The organism is Streptomyces sp. NPDC025638, assembly GCF_055558775.1.
Genome location: NZ_JBVHLX010000003.1, coordinates 96,164 through 117,288, shown reverse-complemented (window position 1 = coordinate 117,288; position 21,125 = coordinate 96,164). Strand labels below are relative to the sequence as shown.

General features: G+C 70.7%; 19 protein-coding genes and 1 riboswitch. Of the genes, 15 read left to right on the top strand and 4 right to left on the bottom strand.

What is annotated here, in order from left to right; genetic code table 11:
- Nucleotides 1-3: 3 nt before the first annotated feature.
- From ACZ4EG_RS08525 to ACZ4EG_RS08475, 11 genes are all read left to right on the top strand, one after another.
- Nucleotides 4-954 carry an STM4015 family protein gene (locus tag ACZ4EG_RS08525; protein WP_453546589.1) on the top strand — a complete coding sequence of 317 codons (951 nt, stop codon included), beginning with the start codon at nt 4-6 and terminating at the stop codon, nt 952-954.
- Nucleotides 935-2,128, top strand: a complete 1,194-nt coding sequence (locus ACZ4EG_RS08520) for an STM4014 family protein (RefSeq protein WP_467790061.1) — start codon at nt 935-937, stop codon at nt 2,126-2,128. Before ACZ4EG_RS08525 ends, ACZ4EG_RS08520 begins: the two co-directional genes overlap by 20 nt.
- 82 nt (nt 2,129-2,210) lie before the next feature.
- Nucleotides 2,211-3,038 carry an STM4013/SEN3800 family hydrolase gene (locus tag ACZ4EG_RS08515; RefSeq protein ID WP_467790060.1) on the top strand — a complete coding sequence of 276 codons (828 nt, stop codon included), beginning with the start codon at nt 2,211-2,213 and terminating at the stop codon, nt 3,036-3,038.
- A complete protein-coding gene (locus tag ACZ4EG_RS08510; RefSeq protein WP_453546595.1) occupies nt 3,035-4,378 on the top strand; it encodes an STM4012 family radical SAM protein in 1,344 nt (447 codons plus the stop codon). Before ACZ4EG_RS08515 ends, ACZ4EG_RS08510 begins: the two co-directional genes overlap by 4 nt.
- Nucleotides 4,379-4,388: 10 nt before the next feature.
- Nucleotides 4,389-5,276 (top strand): STM4011 family radical SAM protein, encoded by an 888-nt coding sequence (locus ACZ4EG_RS08505; RefSeq protein WP_467790059.1) that lies wholly within the window; start codon nt 4,389-4,391, stop codon nt 5,274-5,276.
- A 65-nt stretch (nt 5,277-5,341) separates the two neighbouring features.
- Nucleotides 5,342-5,492, top strand: a riboswitch (cobalamin riboswitch).
- Between the two features lie 35 nt (nt 5,493-5,527).
- Nucleotides 5,528-5,749, top strand: coding sequence for a CbtB domain-containing protein (locus tag ACZ4EG_RS08500; RefSeq protein WP_031170427.1), 222 nt, complete (start codon nt 5,528-5,530; stop codon nt 5,747-5,749).
- A 21-nt stretch (nt 5,750-5,770) separates the two neighbouring features.
- Nucleotides 5,771-6,523: a CbtA family protein gene (locus ACZ4EG_RS08495; protein ID WP_467790058.1), complete on the top strand. Its 753-nt coding sequence runs from the start codon at nt 5,771-5,773 to the stop codon at nt 6,521-6,523.
- A 197-nt stretch (nt 6,524-6,720) separates the two neighbouring features.
- Nucleotides 6,721-6,960 carry a hypothetical protein gene (locus tag ACZ4EG_RS08490; protein ID WP_467790057.1) on the top strand — a complete coding sequence of 80 codons (240 nt, stop codon included), beginning with the start codon at nt 6,721-6,723 and terminating at the stop codon, nt 6,958-6,960.
- Between the two features lie 170 nt (nt 6,961-7,130).
- Complete coding sequence (locus tag ACZ4EG_RS08485; RefSeq protein WP_467790056.1) at nt 7,131-9,194, top strand: galactose-binding domain-containing protein; 2,064 nt, start codon at nt 7,131-7,133, stop codon at nt 9,192-9,194.
- Nucleotides 9,195-9,509: 315 nt separating this feature from the next.
- On the top strand, nt 9,510-11,324 hold the full coding sequence (locus tag ACZ4EG_RS08480) for an ABC transporter ATP-binding protein (RefSeq protein WP_453546606.1): 1,815 nt from the start codon (nt 9,510-9,512) through the stop codon (nt 11,322-11,324).
- An 86-nt stretch (nt 11,325-11,410) separates the two neighbouring features.
- Nucleotides 11,411-11,884, top strand: coding sequence for a carboxymuconolactone decarboxylase family protein (locus tag ACZ4EG_RS08475; RefSeq protein WP_453546608.1), 474 nt, complete (start codon nt 11,411-11,413; stop codon nt 11,882-11,884).
- An 84-nt stretch (nt 11,885-11,968) separates the two neighbouring features.
- Here ACZ4EG_RS08475 and ACZ4EG_RS08470 read toward each other — a convergent pair whose 3' ends face one another.
- Nucleotides 11,969-12,589 carry a TetR/AcrR family transcriptional regulator gene (locus tag ACZ4EG_RS08470; RefSeq protein WP_467790055.1) on the bottom strand — a complete coding sequence of 207 codons (621 nt, stop codon included), beginning with the start codon at nt 12,587-12,589 and terminating at the stop codon, nt 11,969-11,971.
- A 304-nt stretch (nt 12,590-12,893) separates the two neighbouring features.
- Here ACZ4EG_RS08470 and ACZ4EG_RS08465 point away from each other — a divergent pair, with 304 nt between their 5' ends.
- The 4 genes from ACZ4EG_RS08465 to ACZ4EG_RS08450 all read left to right on the top strand — a co-directional run bounded on the left by ACZ4EG_RS08465 (nt 12,894) and on the right by ACZ4EG_RS08450 (nt 16,856).
- Entirely contained in the window at nt 12,894-14,975 is a 2,082-nt protein-coding gene (locus tag ACZ4EG_RS08465; protein ID WP_467790054.1) for an MMPL family transporter, read from the top strand.
- 72 nt (nt 14,976-15,047) lie between these two features.
- Nucleotides 15,048-15,779: an LmeA family phospholipid-binding protein gene (locus tag ACZ4EG_RS08460; protein WP_467790053.1), complete on the top strand. Its 732-nt coding sequence runs from the start codon at nt 15,048-15,050 to the stop codon at nt 15,777-15,779.
- A gap of 143 nt (nt 15,780-15,922) precedes the next feature.
- Nucleotides 15,923-16,411, top strand: coding sequence for an ATP-binding protein (locus ACZ4EG_RS08455; protein WP_467790052.1), 489 nt, complete (start codon nt 15,923-15,925; stop codon nt 16,409-16,411).
- 1 nt (nt 16,412) lies between these two features.
- Nucleotides 16,413-16,856: a Fur family transcriptional regulator gene (locus ACZ4EG_RS08450; RefSeq protein ID WP_467790051.1), complete on the top strand. Its 444-nt coding sequence runs from the start codon at nt 16,413-16,415 to the stop codon at nt 16,854-16,856.
- Between the two features lie 37 nt (nt 16,857-16,893).
- Here ACZ4EG_RS08450 and ACZ4EG_RS08445 read toward each other — a convergent pair whose 3' ends face one another.
- From ACZ4EG_RS08445 to ACZ4EG_RS08435, 3 genes are read right to left on the bottom strand one after another with little or no spacing between them, the layout of a single operon-like run.
- Nucleotides 16,894-18,771, bottom strand: a complete 1,878-nt coding sequence (locus ACZ4EG_RS08445; RefSeq protein ID WP_467790050.1) for a GMC family oxidoreductase — start codon at nt 18,769-18,771, stop codon at nt 16,894-16,896.
- Nucleotides 18,768-20,237, bottom strand: a complete 1,470-nt coding sequence (locus ACZ4EG_RS08440; RefSeq protein ID WP_467790049.1) for a hypothetical protein — start codon at nt 20,235-20,237, stop codon at nt 18,768-18,770. The genes ACZ4EG_RS08445 and ACZ4EG_RS08440 overlap by 4 nt, the downstream gene beginning before the upstream one ends.
- Nucleotides 20,234-20,920 carry a FadR/GntR family transcriptional regulator gene (locus ACZ4EG_RS08435; RefSeq protein WP_467790048.1) on the bottom strand — a complete coding sequence of 229 codons (687 nt, stop codon included), beginning with the start codon at nt 20,918-20,920 and terminating at the stop codon, nt 20,234-20,236. Before ACZ4EG_RS08435 ends, ACZ4EG_RS08440 begins: the two co-directional genes overlap by 4 nt.
- Between the last annotated feature and the right edge of the window lie 205 nt (nt 20,921-21,125).

Genomic DNA, 21,125 nt, shown 5'->3' with positions numbered 1-21,125 from the left:
CCCATGAGCCACTACCCCTCGTACCTCAAGCGGTTCCACGGTCTGCCCGTACACCTCTTCGACGTGGATGGTGACGGCCGTGGCCGGCCCCGTCCCGAACCCGCCTCGGTCGCGTGGAAGCTGAGCGCCGACCGTCAGCATGCCTTCGAACCGCTGTGGCAGCGGTTCCTCGACGAGGTCCGCGCCGAGGAGGTCACCGCGCTCGTCATCGGCGCCTGGTGGCAGTCGTGGGACGAACACGGCATCGACCCCGTGCTCGACCTGCTCACGGCCGAGGCACATCGGTTCCCGCGGCTGCGCGCCCTGTTCCTCGCGGACGTCGAGTCCGAGGAGACCGAGATCTCCTGGATCCGCCAGGGTCACCTTTCCCGCGTCCTGCGCGCCTGGCCCGAACTGGAGGAGATCGGGGTACGGGGCGGGGAGGGGCTGGTGATCGAGCCCGTGCGCCACGACCGGCTGCGCACCCTGCGCATCGAGTCCGGGGGGATGCCCGCGCAGCCCGTTCGCGCCCTGGCCGCCTGCACGTTCCCGGCCCTGCGCCACCTGGAGTTGTGGCTGGGCACCCCCGACTTCGGCGGCGACTGCGAGGCCGAGGACGTCACCGCGCTCCTCACCGCGCTGGGCCACTGCCCCGAACTGCGGCACCTGGGGGTGAAGAACAGCGACATCCAGGACGCCGTGGCCGCCGCGGTGGCCACGGCACCTGTCGTCGCGGGCCTCACCTCGCTCGACCTCAGCATGGGCACCCTCGGGGACGAGGGCGCGGGCGCGCTCCTGTCGGGTCAGCCCCTGACCCATCTGCGCGCTCTCGACCTGCGGTACAACTTCCTGAGCGACGAACTGGCCCAGCGCCTGCGCGAAACGCTGGAGCCGCACGGAGTCGACCTCGCACTCACTCCGGCGCCCCGCAGCTCGTACAACCCCGAGGCACGCTATGTCGCCGTCGGCGAATGACCCGGGACCGCGCTTCGTGGTCGTGGGCAACCCCGAGAACCGCCGTGTCACCCTCTTCGCGGACGCGGTGCGCGCGGCCGGACTCGCCGCCCCGCGCATCGTCGCCTGGACCGACGTGCTGCGCGCGGGCGGAGCCGAGTTCGGGGCTGAGTTCGGGGCCGAGGAGATCGTCCGGATCGACTCGCCCGGTGAGAACGCCGAGGTCGACCGGCTGCTGCGCGGTGCCCAGGACCCCACCCGGGTCGAGGGTTCGGCACGCTGGTACGCCGGGTTCATGACCGCGCTGCGCGGGCTGCGTGGCGGCATCAGGCTCGACGAGCCGGCCGACCTTCCCGTCCTCTTCGACAAGCGGCGCTGCCACGCCGTGCTGGACGCGGCCGGCGTGCCGGTGCCCGACTCGCCCACCTCGGGTCCGGAAGCCGCACCGGTGCGCGGCTGGGACGACGTACGGGCGCTGATGCGGGAACACCGCATGCCCCGCCTGTTCGTCAAACCCGCGCACGGTTCGTCCGCTTCGGGCGTGCTCGCCGTGGAGTCGGGCGGCGGCGGCCGGATCAGGGCGACCACATCCGTGGAACGCGCGCCGGACGGCCGCCTCTACAACTCCCTCAAGGTGCGCCGCTACGAACGCGAGGCGGACATCGCGGCCGTCGTCGACGCGCTCGCCCCGGACGGGCTGCATCTGGAGCGCTGGCTGCCGAAGGCCTCCCAGGAGGGGCGCGCGGCCGACTTGCGGATCGTCGTCGTGGCCGGCCGCGCCACCCACGCGGTCGTCCGCACCAGCCGCTCACCCCTGACCAATCTCCACCTCGGGGGCCGCCGGGGCGATCTCGACGCGGCCCGGCAGGCCGTCGAGTCGGCGGGCGCGCGCTGGACCGATCTGCTCGACGTGTGCGAGCGGGCCGCGGCCTGCTTCCCGCGCACGCTCTGCGTCGGCGTCGATCTGCTGCCCGCCGTGGGCTGGCGCCGAGCCGCGGTGGGCGAGGTGAACGCGTTCGGCGACCTGCTGCCGCGCCTCACCGGCCTGCCCGGCAGCGGCGCCGAGGGCCTCGACACCTACGCCACCCAGGTGGCCGCCGCGCTGCGCCGCTTCGCTCCGGACCGGCCGGCCGCCTCTTCGCACCACCAGTACAGAGAAGGAAACCCGCATGCCCTCGCCCGCTCCGACGCCTGAGCCGCTCCCGCCCCGGAGCACCCCCACCGCGCCTCAAGCGCCGGGTGAGCCACATGAGTCGTATGTTCCGCATACGCCGGACATGAACGAGATCGTCGGCAGCCACGACATCCTCCTCGTCACCCTCGACACCCTCCGCCACGACGTCGCCGCCGAACTGGCCGCGGCGGGCCGCCTCCCGAACCTGGCCCGTCACCTCCCCGGCGGCCGCTGGGAGAAGCGCCACGCCCCGGGCAGCTTCACCTACGCCTCCCACCAGGCGATCTTCGCGGGCTTCCTGCCCACCCCGGCCGCCCCCGGCCCGCATCCGCGCCTGTTCGCCGCGAGCTTCGCGGGCAGCGAGACCACCGCCGCGGGCACCTTCGTCTACGACACCCCGGACCTCGTCTCCGGCCTCGCCAAGGTGGGCTATCACACCGTGTGCATCGGAGGCGTGGGCTTCTTCAACAAGCTCGGCCCGCTGGGCTCGGTGCTGCCCGGCCTGTTCCACGAGTCCCACTGGGCCCCGGAGTTCGGCGTCACCGACCCCCACTCCTTCGAGAACCAGGTGGCGTGCGCCGACCGCGTCGTACGCGAACTGCCCACGGAACAACGGCTGTTCCTCTTCGTCAACGTGTCCGCCCTGCACCAGCCGAACTGGTTCCACCTGCCCGGCGCGACCCGCGAGGCCGGGGACACCCGCGCCACGCACGCCGCCGCCCTGGAGTACGTGGACCGGCACGTCGGACGGCTCTTCGCCGCCGCGAGCAGCAGACGCCGCTGCTTCGCCGTCGTCTGTTCCGACCACGGCACCGCCTACGGCGACGACGGATACACCGGCCACCGCCTCGGCCACGAGTCCGTCTGGACCGTGCCCTACGCCCACTTCTTCCTGGACCCCGCATCCCGCCCGACGGAGGCCGCCCGATGATCACCGCCGAGCAGACGACGGCGACCAGCCCCTACCAGAGCTACGTGTACGCCTACCCCCACAAGACCGCCTACCGCCGGCTCCACGACCGCCCCCTGCTGAACACCCTCTGGGCGGCCGAGCCCAAGGACACCCTCTCCCTCTACCTCCACATCCCCTTCTGCGAAGTCCGCTGCGGTTTCTGCAACCTCTTCACCCGCATCGGCGCCCCCGACGGCCTGACCGGCACCTACCTGGACGCGCTGGAGCGCCAGGCGGGGGCCGTACGCGAAGCGCTCGGGGACACGGACGAGGTCCGCTTCGCCACGGCGGCCTTCGGCGGCGGCACCCCGACCTTCCTCACCGCAACCGAGCTCGAACGGCTGTGTGACATCGCCGAACACCGCATGGGCGCCGACCTGAGCGCCGTCCCGCTGTCGGTCGAGGCTTCCCCGGCCACCGCCACCGCCGACCGGCTCACGGTCCTCGCCGACCGCGGCACCACACGGCTGAGCCTGGGCGTGCAGAGCTTCGTCGACTCCGAGGCCCGTGCCGCCGTACGCCCACAGCGCCGCGCCGACGTGGAGTCGGCCCTCGCCCGCATCCGCGACGCAGGCATTCCCGTCCTCAACATCGACCTCATCTACGGCATCGACGGCCAGACGGAACGGACCTGGCTGCACTCCCTGGACGCGGCCCTCGCCTGGCGTCCCGAGGAGCTCTACCTCTACCCCCTCTACGTCCGCCCCCTGACCGGCCTGGGCCGACGCGGCAGCGGCCCCGACCCCGCCTGGGACGAACAGCGGCTGCGCCTGTACCGCGCCGGCCGCGACCACCTCCTCGCGCACGGCTACACCCAGCAGTCCATGCGCATGTTCCGCCGCACCGACGCCCCGCTCCAGGGCGCTGACGACTACGCCTGCCAGACCGACGGGATGATCGGCCTCGGCTGCGGCGCCCGCTCCTACACATCAGGTCTGCACTACTCCTTCGACTACGCCGTGGACATGCACGAGATACGCGCGATCATCGACGACTACGTGTCCCGCCCGGCCGCCGACTTCGCGCACGCCGAGTACGGCCGTCCCATCGACACCGACGAGGCCCGCCGCCGGCACCTCCTGCAGTCCCTGCTCCAGGCCGAGGGCCTGCGCCTCGACGACTACCGTGCCCGCTTCGGCACCACCCCCGCCGACCACTTCGGCCCCGAACTCGCCCGCTTCGCCGACCGGGGCTGGCTGACCGACGACCGCGCCGCCCTCAGGCTCACCCCCGAGGGGCTCGCCCACTCCGACGCGATCGGCCCCGACCTGTTCTCCCCGGCGGTCCGGGCCGCCATGGCCGCCTACGAGAGGAAGTGACCGGCCCGCCATGGACCTCACCCTCCTCTACCGTGGCCCCCTCGCCTCCTGCGACTACGACTGCCCCTACTGCCCCTTCGCCAAGCGGCGCGACACCGGCGCCCAACTGCGCGCGGACCGCGCCTCCTTGGAGCGCTTCGCCGCCTGGGCCCGGCAGCAGACCGGCGACCGCCTGTCCATCCTGTTCACTCCGTGGGGAGAGGGCCTGGTCCGCTCCTGGTACCGGCGCACCCTCGCCGACCTGTCCCACCTGCCGCACATCCGGCGCGTGGCGATCCAGACCAACCTCAGCTGCCGTACCGACTGGCTCGCCGAGGCCGACCGCGACACGCTGGCCCTGTGGTGCACCTACCACCCCGGACAGACGCCGTACGACCGCTTCCTCACCAAATGCCGCGAACTGACCGAGCGCGGCATCCGCTTCAGCGTCGGCATCGTCGGCCTGCCCGACCATCTCGACACGGCCCGGCGCCTGCGCGCCGACCTGCCCGAGCACGTCTACCTGTGGGTCAACGCCGCCGAGGGGCACACCTACACCGACGCGGAGGCCGACCGGTGGACGGCCCTGGACCCGCTCTTCCCGTACAGCCGGCACCCGCACACCAGCGCGGGACTGCCCTGCCGCACCGGCGACTCCGTGATCTCCGTCGACGGCGAAGGCACCGTCCGCCGCTGCCACTTCGTGCCCACCCCGCTCGGCAACCTCTACGACGGCTCCTACCGCACCGCCCTGCGCCCCCGCGCCTGCCCACTCGCCGTCTGCGACTGCCACATCGGCTATGTGCACCTGGAGACACTGCCGCTGTACGACGTCTTCGCGGGCGGCGTCCTGGAGCGCGTCCCGGCCACGCTCCCCGCGACCCCGATCCTCCACCTGTCAAACCTGACGGGGAGTTGATCCACGCCCGCACCGTCGGACCGCCCGCCGGGAGAGGAAGATCACGCCTGGTGGGTGCGGTCTTGGCCATGCTCCCGACACGCGGTACCGTCGGTTCGATATCGACGACGGCGAGACGGAAGCCGGTGGGAATCCGGCACGGTCGCGCCACTGTATGCGAAGGGCCCCTGGGGCGTTTCGTGAGTCAGACCCGTGGCCGTCGTCCAGTGCACCACCGAGATGGGACGCGAACTCCCAGAGGAGGCCCTGCCATGGCGCAGACCGTCGCCCAGCCGACAGCCACCACCCCCGTCGTTCCCGCCACGCTGCCGCTGAAGGCGATAGCACCCTGGGCGGTCTTCTTCGGCATCCTGATGCTGGTCCTGCTGTACTTCGTCGGCGCCGAGCAGGGCGCCACCTCCGTGTTCAACGGCACGGACGTCCACGAGTGGGTGCACGACGCCCGCCATCTGCTCGGCTTCCCCTGCCACTGACGCGAGGGGCGCCGCACAACCATGAACTCCACAACCGTAAGAAACCTCCTCGTGCGGGGCATGCTCGCCGGCCTGGCCGCCGGCGTGCTCGCCCTCGTCGTCGCCTACTTCCTCGGTGAGCCGAGTGTCGACAACGCGATCAGCTTCGAGGAGGCGCACTCGCACGAGCACGAGATGGAGGTCGTCTCCCGCTCCCTGCAGTCCACCGCCGGACTCGCCACCGGCGTCCTGGTCTACGGGGTCGCCTTCGGCGGCATCGCGGCGCTCGCGTTCTGCTTCGCGCTCGGCCGTGTCGGCCGGTTCAGCCCCCGGGCGACCGCGCTGTTGCTGTCCGGCTGCGCACTGCTCGCCGTGTACGTCGTGCCGTTCCTCAAGTACCCCGCCAATCCGCCCTCCGTGGGCGACCCCGACACCATCAGCAAGCGCACCACCCTGTACTTCCTGATGACGGCGCTCAGCGTCCTCCTCGCGATCGCCGCCACCATCCTGGGCAAGCGGTTCGCGCCCTCGCTGGGCACCTGGTACGCGACGGTCGCCGCGATGGCGGCCTTCACCGTCGCCATCGGGCTCGCGTTCGCGTTCCTGCCCGTCATCAACGAGGTACCGAAGGACTTCCCGGCGACCCTGCTGTGGCGGTTCCGGCTCTCCGCGCTGGCCATTCAGACGGTGCTGTGGGTCGGATTCGGCCTCGTCTTCGGCGAGTTGGCCGAGCGGATGCTCAATCCCAAGCCCGCGACAGCCGCGACCCCGCGGACGGTTCCAGCCGCGCACTGATCCCTTCAGGACACAAGAGGGCCCTTCGGCACCATCCGGGGGCCCTCTCGCGACGTCGTGCGGCACGGAGCTGGTAGAAGCGGATCCCGCCTGCCTGCGCCGGCTCAGCGGTCCGGCTGAGGGCGGACGGTCAGGATTACGACGGGGACTTTTCCGTCGCCCCCGGCTGGAAGGCGGGCGGCTTCGCGGCTTGGGGTGTGACCGGGCCCCGTGAGGTCGTCTGCCCCTGCGGCAGTCCCAGGGAGCTGCTGCTGACCATCGCCTCCGCCGAGTGGGGAGGCGTCCGCAGCAGTTGGACCCCGCTCGAAGACCGCCCGCGGGTGGGTACGTACGGCCTGAACGTACCCACCCGGGTGAGCGTCGGCAGAGGTGGCCACCTCGACGTCTTCGTCTGCTCGGCCGATCCCACCCATGGCCACGAGCCCAGCCTCCAGTAGGGAGTTGGGGGCCGCCGTTCGGCAGGTCGACCGTTCACGGCTATTGACTCCGCGTGCAACAGTGGCGATCCTCGTCGGCATATCTTGCGCGGGTCATGTCAAGTTGGGTGGGTCTGCTGGCCACGGCCCGGCTCGTCGGCCGCGCTTCCCCCGACCGAGGGACGTGGTGTGTGACCGTGACCGGACGCCCGTACCGCAGACGCAAAGACGTCACCGTGGTCTCGCTGCTCCTCCTCGTACTGGCCGCAGTCCTTGGCCCCACCCCGAGTTCGGCGGCGGGCAACGACTGGTGGGTTCCGACCGCACGACCCACGCCGGACTCCCAGATCAATGTCACCGGCGAGCCGTTCACCGGCACCGACGCCACGGGCGACGTGCGCGGGTTCGTCGACGCCCACGACCACCTGTTCGCCAACGAGGCCTTCGGCGGGCGGCTCATCTGCGGCAAGACGTTCTCCGAGGCCGGGATCGCCGACGCGCTCAAGGACTGTCCCGAGCACTACCCCGACGGCTCCCTCGCGATCTTCGACTTCATCACCAAGGGCGGTGACGGCAGACACGACCCGGTCGGCTGGCCCACGTTCAAGGACTGGCCGGCGCACGACTCGCTGACGCACCAGCAGAACTACTACGCCTGGGTGGAACGGGCCTGGCGCGGCGGCCAGCGGGTGCTCGTCAACGACCTCGTCACCAACGGTGTCATCTGCTCGGTCTACTTCTTCAAGGACCGCAGCTGCGACGAGATGACGTCGATCCGACTGCAGGCGAGGATGACGTACGACCTGCAGGCCTACATCGACAAGATGTACGGCGGCCCGGGCAAGGGCTGGTTCAGGATCGTCACCGACAGCGCGCAGGCCCGCGACGTCATCAAGCAGGGCAAGCTGGCGGTCATCCTGGGAGTGGAGACCTCCGAACCCTTCGGCTGCAAGCAGATCCTGGACATCGCGCAGTGCAGCAAGGCGGACGTCGACTCCGGCCTGGACGAGCTGTACTCGCTGGGCGTGCGCAGCATGTTCCTGTGCCACAAGTTCGACAACGCGCTGTGCGGTGTCCGCTTCGACTCCGGCAGCCTCGGAACGGCTATCAACGTCGGGCAGTTCCTGTCCACCGGCACCTTCTGGAAGACCGAGAAGTGCACCGGCCCCCAGCACGACAACCCCATCGGCTCGGCCGCGGCGCCCGGGGCCGAGGCGAAACTCCCGGCGGGCGTGAGTGTCCCCTCGTACGCCTCGGACGCGCAGTGCAACGTCCGCGGGCTCACCGACCTCGGTGAGTACGCCGTACGCGGCATGATGAAACGCAAGATGATGCTGGAGATCGACCACATGAGCGTCAAGGCCGTCGGCCGCGCGCTCGACATCTTCGAGTCGGAGGCGTACCCCGGCGTCATCTCCTCGCACAGCTGGATGGACCTGAACTGGACCGAACGGGTCTACGGCCTCGGCGGATTCATCGCCCAGTACATGCACGGCTCGGAGGGCTTCGTGGCCGAGGCGAACCGTACGAAGGCGTTGCGGGACAAGTACGACGTCGGCTACGGCTACGGCACCGACATGAACGGCGTCGGCGGCTGGCCGGGGCCCCGCGGCGCGGATGCCACCGACAAGGTCGTGTACCCCTTCCGCAGTGTCGACGGCGGATCCGTCATCGACCGGCAGACCACCGGCCGGCGCACCTGGGACCTGAACACGGACGGAGCCGCGCACTACGGACTCGTCCCGGACTGGATCGAGGACATCCGGCTCGTCGGCGGCCAGGACGTGGTGAAGGACCTCTTCCGCGGTGCCCAGTCCTACCTCGACACCTGGGGAGCCACCGAGCGGCACCAGGCCGGGGTCAATCTGGCCAAGGGGGCCGAGGCCACGGCCAGTTCGACGGAGTGGAACCCGTTCACGAGCTATGCGCCGAGCCGGGCCGTGGACGGGTCCCGGGACACCCGCTGGGCCAGCGACTGGAGCGACGACCAGTGGCTGCGTATCGACCTGGGCTCCACCAACCGGGTCGGACGCGTCACGCTCGACTGGGAGCGCGCGTACGGGAAGTCGTACCGTATCGAGCTCTCCACCGACGGCGCGCACTGGCAGACCGCCTGGTCCACCACCTCCGGCGACGGCGGCCTGGACACCGCGCTGTTCACTGGCACACCCGCCCGCTACGTCCGCGTCCAGGGCGTGGAACGCGGGACCGGCTGGGGCTACTCGCTCCACGAGGTCGGCGTCTACAGTTCCTGACCGCGGCGTGCCCGGTCTGCCTGCCCGCAGTGGGCAGGCAGACCGGGCACGCCTGTGACGGACCATGTCCGATCTGCGTGGAAAACGCTTGGACTGTGCGGGCCCCGTTGCGGGACACTGCGATTCCTGGCCCGCCCCGTACTGATACTTCGGCGTTTCCACGAATTTGCGTGGGGGCGCCCTCGTCGTGCCCACAAGTCGAAGGACGACCGACCGAGGGCACTTCAGGAACGACCGCTCCGCACGGCTGCCGAGGCAAGGCAGCTCACGGAAGCAGCACGTGGCAGGCCGCCCTACGACACCTACAGGGTTGGGATGGGATCGCCCGAATCACGTGAGGCTCCGCCGCGCAAGGGCTCGGTGCTGCTCGCACTGCGTTACTACGGAAGGGAGTTGGCCCGGCTCCGGCGATGGACGGTGCCCGCCATGCTGCTGCCCGCGCTGGGCAACATCGGCATCAACTACCTGGCGCCACTGGTCGTTGCCAAGCTCGTCGGACGCATCGCCGACGACAGCGACATCGCGATGGGCTCGACACTGACCTACGTCCTCGTCTTCGCCGGAGTGCTGCTGCTCTCGGAGACGCTGTGGCGTATCGGCCTGCACTGCCTCAACCGCTGTGACGCGCTGGGCATCGAGCACATGTACGTCATCGGTATGGACGAGCTGTTCGCCAAGGACGCCGCGTTCTTCCATGACAACTTCGCCGGCTCGCTGACCAAGCGGGTCCTGAGTTTTGCCTCCCGCTTCGAGGAGTTCGTCGACACACTGACGTTCCAGATCGTGGGCAGCCTCGTGCCACTGCTGTTCGGATCGGTGGTGCTGTGGCGTTACGAGCCGATGCTGGTCGTCGGCCTTCTGGTGATGATCGCGCTGACGGGGGCGTGCGTCGTACCCCTGATCCGGCGCCGCCAGGCGCTCGTCGACCAGCGCGAGGCGGCGATCGCCCGGGTGTCTGGCCATGTCGCCGACAGCCTGATGAACATGGACACGGTCCGGGCCTTCGCCGCGGAAGAACGCGAGGCCGCCGAACACCGCTCCCGTGTCGCCGAGTCGAGGCGGCTCACACTGCGGTCATGGGACTACGGCAACCTGCGCATCGACACGCTGGTCGCACCGATGTCCGTGCTGACCAATGCGCTGGGTCTGCTGCTCGCGATCGCGTTCGGCGGAGGCAGCCACGGCGTGGAGGCGGTCGTCGTCGCCTTCACGTACTACACCAACGCGACACGCATCATGTTCGAGTTCAACCAGATCTACCGCCGACTGGAGAGCTCGATGACGGAGGCCGCGCAGTTCACCGAACTGCTGCTGGTGCCGCCGACCGTGCTCGACTCGGCGACGCCGGAGCCGCTGCTGCGCGAGGCCGCCGACGTCCGCTTCGAGAAGGTGACCTTCGCCCATGGCGGCGCGCAGCCCCTCTTCGACGGGCTCGACCTGGACGTGCCGAGCGGGGCGAAGATCGGACTCGTCGGCCGGTCGGGTGGGGGCAAGACCACGCTCACCCGGCTGTTGCTGCGGATGACCGACATCGACGGCGGCCGCATCCTGATCGGCGGTCAGGACATCGGCAGACTGCGCCAGGCCGACCTGCGCAGCCTGATCGCGTATGTACCGCAGGACCCGGCGATGTTCCACCGGACCCTGCGGGACAACATCGCGTTCGCTCGGCCGGACGCCACCGACGCCGAGATCCGGCGCGCGGCGGAGGCGGCGCACGTCACGGAGTTCGCCGATGCGCTGCCCGACGGCTTCGAGACCATGGTGGGGGAGCGCGGCGTCAAACTGTCCGGCGGGCAGCGCCAACGGGTCGCCCTGGCCAGGGCGATTCTGCGGGACGCGCCGATCCTGCTGCTCGACGAGGCGACCAGCGCCCTGGACTCCGAGAGCGAGATCCTGATCCAGGAGGCGCTGTGGCGGCTCATGGACGGGCGGACGGCGCTCGTGGTGGCACACCGCCTGAGCACGGTCGCCACCATGGACCGGCTGATCGTCCTGGACCGCGGACGGATCGTCGAGCAGGGCACACACCAGGAACTGCTCGCGACGGACGGCACCTACGCGAAGCTGTGGCAGCACCAGTCGGGGGGCTTCCTCGACGACAGTCCGGCACGGGCCGGCCTGCACTGAACACACGTCACGGACGCTCGTGTCACATCGTGCCGAGGAGGTCCGTCAAGGAGGTGTACCCACCGGCAACGGCATAGGAGATCACGATGGACGCTCGCCTGAATGTGTTCGGCAACCCGGTCGCGGCAAAGTTCCTGAGGCACATCAATGCGGCCGGAAAGGTGGTCGGCGACTCGACACTGCCGGCCGCGACCCAGGAACTGGTGAAGATCCGCGCCAGCCAGATCAACGGCTGCGGCTTCTGCACCGACATGCACACCAAGGACGCCGCCCACGCCGGGGAGACCTCGACGCGCCTCAACCTGATCGCCGCCTGGCGCGAGGCGAAGGTGTTCACCGAGGCGGAGCGTGCTGCCCTGGAGCTTACGGAGCAGGGCACCCGCATCGCGGACGCGGCCGGTGGCGTCACGGCCGAGGCCTGGGCCGACGCCGCCAAGCACTACGACGAGGACCAGCTCGCCGCCCTGGTGTCCCTCATCGCCGTCATCAACACCTACAACCGTGTGAACGTCATCGTCCAGCAGCCGGCCGGCGACTACCAGCCCGGCCAGTTCGGATAACTCGGACAAGGCCAGTTCGGATAACTCGGATATCGAGTTGTACCCGCCCCGGGCCGCTCCCACCGGCCCGGGGCGCCCTTTGACCTACGGGGCGGGGGTGCCCAGCTCGCGCAGGATGTCGAAGGCGCGCAGCAGTGGTGCCGGGCCCGAGTCCTCGATGCCCGACGCGCGGCGCGCACGGCGGGTCCGTAGTACCGCGCGCACCGCCGACAGGGCCCCGCACGCGATCACGGCTGCCCTGAGGTCGGCGTCGGGCGTGTCCGGCGGCAGGCGGCGCAGCACCAGAGTGGTCAGGCGCTCTTCGAAGTCCGAGAAGGCCTGTACGAGCCGTGTCGTGACGACGTTCTCGATGTCCTCCAGCGGGTGGCTGAGGGCGGTCAGCGTGGACGCGGCGAACGGCTTCGCGGCCGCCAGCAGGGCGTTGCACACCGCGTCCAGTGGATCCTCGCCGGCCGGCCGCTCGGCCAACGCGTTCTCGACGTAGGCGAACAGTTCGACGCCGTCCGGCAGCAGCAGCGCTTCCTTGCTGTCGAAGTAGCGGAAGAACGTCCGCACGGAGACGTTCGCGTACGCGGCGATGTCCGCGACGGTGGTGCCTTCGAAGCCGCGCTCCCTGAACAGGCGCGCACCGCCTTCGAGCAGCAGGCGCCGCGTCTCCTCCTTCTTGCGTTCGCGCAGTCCCGCGGGGGCGTTCTCACTCGGCATGTCAGGAAGCCTCCGACATGGTGTCCCGGCTGTCAATTGACACTCGTGTCATGAACGGTCCGGTGGAGTGCGCACGGGGTCGACGACGTAGAAGTGTCCACGATGCCAATTGTCATGCATGCCACTTTGTCTCTAGAGTTCGTGTCACTCGTGACACTTTCATTGGGAGACCACTGTGGCCCGACCCCAGCAACCGTCCCTGGATGCGGCTGAACCGGACGCCGACCGGCACCGGCAGAGCACCGCGGTTCCCGCTGCCCGATCCGGGCTCGGTCGTCTCGGGGCTCTCTGTGCCCGGCGCCCGGTGACGGTGATCGCCCTCTGGCTGCTCGTCCTGGCCGCCGCCCTCGCCGGACGCCATATCGCCTCGCCCACCTTCAGTGACCAGGTCAGCCTGCCCGGCACCGCCTCCCACACCGGTGCCGACCTGCTCGCCACCTCGATGCCCGGAGCCGGCCGGCCCAACGGCAAAGTGGTCTTCCACACCGACTCCGGCACCGTGGCCGGGCAGCGGTCCGCACTGGACCGGACGCTGGCAGACCTGCGCGACCTCCCGCACGTCACCTCGGTCTCCGCACCGGTGACCAGCAGCGACGGACGCACCGCCTACACCACGGTCTCCTTCGACCAGCAGCTCAAGGACCTCGGCCACGCCTACACCGCCCAACTGGACACCGCCACCGAGCCGGCCCGTGCGGCGGGGCTCGGTGTCGCGTACGGCGGTGACCTCGAACAGGTCGTCCGAACCCCCGCCAACGACAAGCTGAGCGAGATCGTCGGCATAGTCACTGCTCTTGCGATCCTGCTGCTCGCCTTCGGCAGCGTCCTCGCCGCGCTGTTGCCACTGGCGACCGCGCTGATCAGCGTCGGTGTGGGTCTGGGCATCGTCGGCATCGTCGCCGCCACCCTGTCCTTCGCGACGTCCGCCACCACACTGGCCACCATGATCGGACTGGGCGTGGGCATCGACTACGCCCTGTTCCTGACCACCCGCTTCCGACAGGACCTCATCGACGGCCACGGCCCGGTCGAGGCCGCCGCCCGCACCGCACGCACCAGCGGACGAGCCGTCCTCGTGGCGGCCGTGACCGTCGTCGTCGCGATGCTCAGCCTCTACGCGTGCGGGCTGAGCTTCATCGGCAAACTCGGCCTGGCGGCCACCATCGCCGTGCTCGTCACCGCTGCCGCCGCCCTCACCCTGGTGCCGGCGGCACTGGGCCTGGTCGGCCGGCACATCGACCGGGTGCGCCTGCGTCGCCGCCCGGTCGCCGAGAGCGCGGGCGAACGCGACGGCTGGCACCGCTACGCGGAACTGGTCGCCCGGCGGCCCTGGACGTTCCTGGCCGTCGGCCTCGCCGTGCTCACCGTTTGCGCGGCACCGCTGGTGTCGATGCGCCTCGGACACGTCGACGCCGGCGCGGACCGGCCGGGCAGCAGCACCCGTACCGCGTACGACTGGATCGCGCACGCGCCCGGTCGGGGCTTCGGGCCGGGTGCGAACGGCCAGGTCGTCACCGTCGTCGACCTTCGCCACGCGGGTACGTCGGCCGACCGCGTCGCCGACGACGTCACACGGGCCCTGAAGGACACGCAGGGAGTGGCGTCGTTCACCTCCGTCCAGCCGAGCGGCGACGGCAGGCTCCTCGTCACCACCCTCACCCCGACCACGGGTCCCCAGGACGCCGCCACCGGCCACCTGCTCGACACCCTGTCCGGACAGACACTGCCGAAAGCCCTCGACGGTACCGGCGCCCACGCCTATCTGACCGGCACCGTGGCGGGCCAGGCCGACTTCCGCGGCACTGTCGGCGAACGGCTGCCGATCGTCATCGGCATCGTCCTGGTCCTCGCCTTCCTGCTGCTCATGGCGGTCTTCCGCAGCGTGGTCATCCCGCTCAAGGCCGTCGTCCTGAACCTGTTCACGACCGCCGCGTCCTACGGCGTCCTGGTCGCCGTCTTCCAGTGGGGCTGGGGCGACCGTCTGCTGGGCCTGTCCGAGCCGGTGCCCATCGAGTCGTACGTGCCGATGATGATGTTCGCCATCGTCTTCGGGCTCTCCATGGACTACGAGATCTTCCTGCTCTCCCGGATCGCCGAGACCTGGCAGCGCACGCAGGACAACCGGCTCGCGGTCGGCGAGGGGCTGTCCGCTACGGCGCGTGTGATCTCCAGCGCGGCCTTCATCATGACGGCGGTGTTCCTGTCCTTCACCGCCTCGCCGACCGTGGTTGTGAAGATGCTCGCCCTGGGGCTGGCGATCAGCGTCATCCTCGATGCGACCGTGGTCCGCCTGATCCTGGTGCCGTCCGCCATGTTCCTGATGGGGCGGGCCAATTGGTGGATGCCCCGCCGCCTCGACCGCGTCCTCCCACGCCTGCAAGCCTGACCTTGCGGCTGTCGCCGCGGCACTGCCCGCCCGACGTCCCGACCCTCCCCGACCGATCCGGAGTACGTGACCTTGAACCGTCGTAGGAAGACCATCACCGCTCTCGCGGGCGCCGCGGCCGTGGCCGTAGCCGTCTGCGCCACAAATCTGGTCGTCGAGCACCGGGCCGAACAACGGGTCGCCGAGGTGGCATCGTGCCGTCTGAAGGCCCGAGGGCCGGTGCACGCCGACCTCACCACCCCGCTCGCCGGGCTTCGCGCCCTCGGCGGTGACGTCGGTGACGTCGACGTGCGCGCCGAAGGGGTGCGGCGCCGGAACGTCGTGATGGACGTCGCCGTCTCTCTGAAGGACGTCACGACGGACGGCGCCAGCGACGGCGGCACCGCCAACGCCACCATCGGCTACGACCAACTCGGCCGCCAGATGGGCTCGTTGGGCGACGGACTGACACCGGGCGGCCGGGACGGCGACCTCACGCTCAGTGGAAGCGTCGGCAGCCTGGGCCTGCCCGTCACCGTCGTGGCGAAGCTGTCGACACGGACGAACGCGGTCACCATCACCCCCACGACCGTGACGGTCCTCGGGCGCAGCGTCCCGGTCGACGATCTGACCGCCCTGCCGGCCGCCGCCCGCCTGAAGGACGAGCTGAAGCCACGCACCGTCGCCGTCACCGGACTGCCCCGGGGCGTCGCCCTGACATCGGCGCACGCCGGGGAAGACGGCCTGGTCCTGGACTTCTCGATAGCACGCCAGGCCGCTCCGCACACGGGCAACCGCTCCGGGAGCGGCTGCGCGGCGGCGTGACCCACCCGGCTGCGGGTCGGCCAGGTCGGCCGGGAGATCGTTTGAATGAGTCAGGATTAATGATGTTATCCGAACACTTGACCGACTCCAGAAAAGAGATACGTTCTAAGTAGTGCTATGTCCGTTTCTCGAAGGCGCCCCTCATGTACCGCGCAGTTTCCCCCGACCCCCTGGCGGCGGGGGTGGAATCGTTCGTGGCCGGACCCTGGGCGCTGCCCTGGTCCTCGACGGCTTGCCCCCGGGCGCGGTCGGCCATACGTGAGGTGCTCCCTCGATGGGGCCTCGCCGGACTCGTCCCCACCACCGAGCTGCTGGTCAGCGAGCTGGTGTGCAATGCGCTGCGGCATGCCGTCGGCCCGCTGAGCCTCACGCTAGAGCGCGTGTCAGCGGTGCGCTGCGTGGTCACCGACGGTTCTTCGACGCTTCCCCGCCCGACCGACGCCGACGTCGAGGACGAGAGCGGCCGCGGACTGGCGCTCGTGGACACGCTGGCCGCATGCTGGGGCTGCGAGCCGGGGCCGGTGGGCAAGAGCGTGTGGTTCGAGCTCTCCGCGGACGCGGACCCACCTCGGGTGGGCGGAGGAGACGCCCTGGACTGCCCGCAGGCGGCTGGGGCTGTAAGGGCGGGCTGACATGACGGCCGCGGCGGAGGCGGAGGAGCCGATGGCGCTGGCCGCGGCACGACTGCGGTCGGCAGGGATGCGGGTGACCGCTCCGCGGATGGCGATGCTCATGGCCGTTGACGAGTCGTCCGGCCACCTCGACGCCGAGACCCTGCGCGAGCGCGCCCAGCGGGTCACGGGCCGGTTGTCCCTGCAAGCCACCTACAACGTGCTGCGCGCCCTCACGGACGCCGGTCTGGTCCGCTGCACTCAGATCGCCGGTCACCCCGCGCGTTACGAGACCGAACGCCACGACAATCACCACCACTTCGTGTGCCGCCACTGCGGCCACATCCGCGACGTGGAGTGCGCCAAAGGCGCGGCCCCTTGCATGGTCCCGCAACTGCCGGAGGAGTACGACACACAAGAGGCCGCGGTGACGTTCTGGGGCCTGTGCCCCGGCTGCCGGGACTAGACACCAGCATCGCCGTCCACACCCCTCGGTGAGCTTCTCAGGCGTCTCGTCGCTGGGATGTGGACCGCCCCCGCTCCAGATACGCCCCGGTGATCGCCAGGGCCGCCGCCATGATGCTCAGTTGTGGATTCACCTCGGGGCAGCCGGGGAGTACGGCCGCGTCCGTGATCAACACCCCTTGGATGCCGCGCAGTTGTCCGCTCGCGTTCGCCGGGAAGCGCTGTGGGTCCGCTCCCGCTGCCACCGTGCCTGTGGGGTGGTAGGCCGAGAGGTGGAGCCGGCGGGCGCTTGTGTTGGTGAGGACGGTGTCCAGTTCTGGGAGGGTGCGTACCCGGGGCGTCGTGGGGATGCCGGTGAGTACCTCCTCGGCGCCCGCGGCGAACAGGAGCTCGCCCATGGCCCGTACCGCTCGCAGCAGACGGCCGGCGTCGCGGTCGTCGAGGTCGTAGCGGAGCAGGGTGCGGTCGTGGCCGAGGACACGGCCCGACGGCCGGTCGGCGATCATCGCGCCCAGGGTGGCGAGCCGGTCGGCGCTCTCCAGTTCGCGGCGCAGTTCGGCGCCCAGTCCGGGCAGCACGAACGAGCCCATGCCGGGCGGGGTGGCGGTGGCCTCGATGAGGACCCCCGCGCCGTGATGCTCCTCCACGCCGACGCTCTGCAGCACGCCCTCCCAGGCGGTGACCGGTTCGGCGAAGCGCCCGGCGACGCTCGTGGCCGGGTGCACGCTCAGGTTGCGGCCGAGCCGGGGGTGTCCGCCGAGACCTGAACGGCGCAGGAGCGGCGGTGACTGCAGCGCGCCCGCGGCGACGACGACCAACGGGGCGAGGATCTCGAAGGCGTCATCGTCGCGGCGTACGCGCACGCCTGCCGCACGCGGCCCCCCGGGCCGGTCCCGGTCGACGAGGATGCGCTCCACCCGCGCACCGGTCACGATGCGGGCACCGGCGGCGCAGGCGTCGGGCAGCACGGACAGCTGCACGCTCTGCTTGGCACCGGTCGGACAGCCCACGACACACTGGCAAGACCCCTTGCACCCGGGCGCGTTGCGACGCAGGGGCGCGGCACGCCAGCCGAGCGTATGTGCCCCGGTGAGTGCGATGCGGCCGTTGTTGCCGAGGACGTCCACAGGTTGAGTGGCCACGCGCAGAGAACGCTCGACCTCGTCGAGGCGGCCGCCGAAGTCATCGGCGAGAGCGAAGCCGAAGTCCTTGCTCCAGCGGGCGAGGACATGGTCCGGAGTGCGGTAGCAGGTACCGGAGTTGACGACAGTCGTACCACCGACCGCTCGGCCGACCGGCAGTAGTAGCGGAGGGCGGCCTACAGCGATGGTCGCGCCGCCGTCCCGGTAGAGCTCCGTGAACCGCTCCAGAGGCGTGCGCTGTCCGAACCACTCGGTGGAGTAGTGCTCGCCCTCTTCCAGGACGACGACATCGAGCCCGGCCCGGGCCAGGGTCCGCGCGGCCATGGCTCCGCCCGCGCCCGAACCGATCACGACGGCGTCGGCGGTGGAGCGCGTGGGCCATGCGTGTGCGGACGTGCAGTCGAGCGGGGGGTCCCGGCGGGTGAGGCCAGGGGTGGTGGGGCCGGAGGTGGTGAGGCCGTCGTGGAGCATCCGCTCCGTGCCGGCCGCCAGGAGGACGGGCACCTTGAGCACATCGAGGAGCGGGCGGAGCGAGGGCCGTGCGTCGAGTCCCCGGAGTACGGACTCGCGCTCGTGAGGCGTGAGCCCAGCCAGTCCGCGCCCGGTCCGTGCCAGCGCGTAGACGTCCAGGCCGCGCACAGCCGCCCGCAGACCGGCCCGGGCAGGAAGCGGCATCGAGGCGAGGACCGTCTCCAGCCTCGCGGGGACGCGTGCGGTCCAGTCCGTAGTGCCCTCGTCGGCGATCAGGGCGGCCACCAGGCCGTCGAGGCTCATCGGGTGCCCACCTCCGCGTGGGCCGTGCCGTCGAGCGTCCACTCGGCCTCGGTGCGCCAGCCGCCGAGCCACCACCGCTCCAACAGGATCTGTGCGTCGGCGCACTCGCTGTTGCGGCAGACCGCGTGGGTGCCGTCCGGGTCGGTGTACTCCAGCGCGAGCGTACGGTCCTCGGGCTGGGTGACGTCGACGCGGATCCGGCGCAGGCCGGCGCGGCCGGTGGTGGTCCAGGTGGGCAGGCCGATGGCGGTACGGAACCGTCCCAGACCCGCCCAGCCGAGCGCGGGGCGCTCCGGGCGGCGCGGCCAGGTGCGGTCGCCTCGGCGCAGGCGGAGGAAGACCAGGGGCGGCAGCCGGCGCAGGCCGGGGCGCATGGAGACGGCGGCCACGATCTCCAGGACGTCCCCGCCACCGAGGTCCGCGTGCAACCAGGCCCAGCGGCGGGCATTGCCGTGACCGTAGATCCGAGCGGAGGCGCCCGGGGCCGAGGAGAGCTTCAGTGTCGTGTCGTCATGGGTGAACGTCCCGTCGTACGAGGCCCGGGCGGCGGGGAGGATCTGCGCGGCGGGGAGTAGTTGCCGGCGCCAGGACCATCGAGGGAAGGTGAACAGCGGTGCGTCCATGGGGTGTTCGGCGAGGTCCCAGCGCAGGGTGCCGTCCTCCGTCGAGCCGGTCAGACGTCCGGGCGCCGCCGCAACCCCGTCCGTGCTGAATCCCGCATCGTCGGCCGTCCACGGGGCGGGACCGAAGCGGGCGTGCCGCACGGGCCCGTCCTTGGGGAACACCGCGGCCCAGCCGTGCGCGTACGGCTCGGACCCGTCGGCTGGCGCGGTGAGTTCGTGGTGGAGCCACAGCCCGCTGCCGGTCGTCGGGTCGGTGACGGTGGTGTACCAGACCTCGGTACGGCCCGGCTCGCCCTTCCAGCGGGGCGCGAGGAACGCGCCGGGATCCTCCCGTCGTGGGAAGCGGAAACTCGCGAGGAACGGAACGAGCTGCGTGGCCAGGGGAAATCGGAGCGTCCCGGTGCCGACCCGCGCGCCGTCCTCGTACAGCGTGTACGGCAGTACGGTCATCGAGGCCACGGGCCTGCGCGGCGTCACGGACTTCCAGCCGTCGAGTGTCAGTCGGCGGCCTTCGGCGGTGAACGCGATGCGGTAGCGGATACGGCGCCGAGCCAGCGGTGATATCTCCAACTCACCCTCGGCGCCCGCGTCGTCGGCCCAGCCGGCGATCCGTACGCGGCCGGTGGCGCGGGCCTCGGTCGTCCCCGTCAGCCGCATGACACGACCCGCCGAGACCTTCAGGTCCAGGCGGACGCGGCGGGTGCGGTCCTCGGCGTCGAGTCGCAGCATGCCGAGCATCGTCTCGGTGAAGACGGTGCCGCGCGCGGGGGTGTTGCCACTCGTGTCCGTGTCCGTAACCGTGGCCGTGTCCGTATCCGTGTCCGAGGGGACGTCCGTGCTCATGCGAGGCCTTCCAACATGATGCGCTCGGTCGCGGTCAGGTACTCCTCGGCCGCCCGCCGTGCGCCCGCGTCGTCACCGGCGTCGATCGCGTCGACCACCGGCTCCAGACGCGCGTGGGCGACCGCGGCGTCCGTGAACGGGCCGATGAGTGCGGCGCGTACCGGCAGATAGGCATTGAAGAGGGTGTTCGTCAGCAGGACGTAGACCCGGTTGCCGGTGGCGCGGGCCAGGGCCCGGTGCACCTCGATGTCCGCGAGCTGTACGGCGTCGGCGTCCTTCGCCTCCCGGACCGTCGCCAACAGCGCGCGCAATTCTGCGCGTTGCCGGACGGTCGCGCGGGCGGCGGCGCGCTCGGCGATCAACGCGCCGATGCTGCGCCGTACTTCGAAGATCTCCCCGATCCAGTCGGAGCTGTGCCGCACGAGCATCGGCAGCAGATCCGCTCCGCCGAGGCGCAGATAGTCCCGCACGCGGGTGCCGACGCCGTGCCGGGTCTCCAGCAGTCCTGCCTGCACGAGGCGGCCGAAGGCGTGCTTGAGGGTGGTGCGGGTGACGCCGTAGCCGTCCGCGAGCGTCCGTTCCGGTGGCAGATAGCTTCCGGCCGGATGCTGCCCGTCGAGGATCTCCTCGCGCAGCCGGTTCTCCAGGACGTCGACGATGGTTTCGCGGGGCAGTGCCTCCACGCCGTCCTCCCAAGTGGCTCAGTGGATGAGCCACTGAACCAATCCGGGGCGGTGAAGTCAATGGCGTTACCGCGGTGTTGACGTATCCGCAATGACGGTCGTGGTCGTCGGCAAGCTTTGTCCTGCGAGTGGAAGAAGTCGACAGGAATCCATGCACAAGTTGTTCCCAGGTTCGGCAGCCACTGCTACGTTCCCTTCGGAAGCC

Bases quoted from the DNA above. Each gene is read 5' to 3' on its own strand.
- ACZ4EG_RS08515 (WP_467790060.1), top strand. From the start codon at position 2,211: ATGAACGAGATCGTCGGCAGCCACGACATCCTCCTCGTCACCCTCGAC.
- ACZ4EG_RS08445 (WP_467790050.1), bottom strand. From the start codon at position 18,771: ATGAGCCTCGACGGCCTGGTGGCCGCCCTGATCGCCGACGAGGGCACT.
- ACZ4EG_RS08455 (WP_467790052.1), top strand. From the start codon at position 15,923: ATGTACCGCGCAGTTTCCCCCGACCCCCTGGCGGCGGGGGTGGAATCG.
- ACZ4EG_RS08470 (WP_467790055.1), bottom strand. From the start codon at position 12,589: ATGCCGAGTGAGAACGCCCCCGCGGGACTGCGCGAACGCAAGAAGGAG.
- ACZ4EG_RS08520 (WP_467790061.1), top strand. From the start codon at position 935: ATGTCGCCGTCGGCGAATGACCCGGGACCGCGCTTCGTGGTCGTGGGC.
- ACZ4EG_RS08450 (WP_467790051.1), top strand. From the start codon at position 16,413: ATGACGGCCGCGGCGGAGGCGGAGGAGCCGATGGCGCTGGCCGCGGCA.
- ACZ4EG_RS08525 (WP_453546589.1), top strand. From the start codon at position 4: ATGAGCCACTACCCCTCGTACCTCAAGCGGTTCCACGGTCTGCCCGTA.
- ACZ4EG_RS08500 (WP_031170427.1), top strand. From the start codon at position 5,528: ATGGCGCAGACCGTCGCCCAGCCGACAGCCACCACCCCCGTCGTTCCC.
- ACZ4EG_RS08440 (WP_467790049.1), bottom strand. From the start codon at position 20,237: ATGAGCACGGACGTCCCCTCGGACACGGATACGGACACGGCCACGGTT.
- ACZ4EG_RS08475 (WP_453546608.1), top strand. From the start codon at position 11,411: ATGGACGCTCGCCTGAATGTGTTCGGCAACCCGGTCGCGGCAAAGTTC.
- ACZ4EG_RS08505 (WP_467790059.1), top strand. From the start codon at position 4,389: ATGGACCTCACCCTCCTCTACCGTGGCCCCCTCGCCTCCTGCGACTAC.
- ACZ4EG_RS08510 (WP_453546595.1), top strand. From the start codon at position 3,035: ATGATCACCGCCGAGCAGACGACGGCGACCAGCCCCTACCAGAGCTAC.
- ACZ4EG_RS08480 (WP_453546606.1), top strand. From the start codon at position 9,510: ATGGGATCGCCCGAATCACGTGAGGCTCCGCCGCGCAAGGGCTCGGTG.
- ACZ4EG_RS08495 (WP_467790058.1), top strand. From the start codon at position 5,771: ATGAACTCCACAACCGTAAGAAACCTCCTCGTGCGGGGCATGCTCGCC.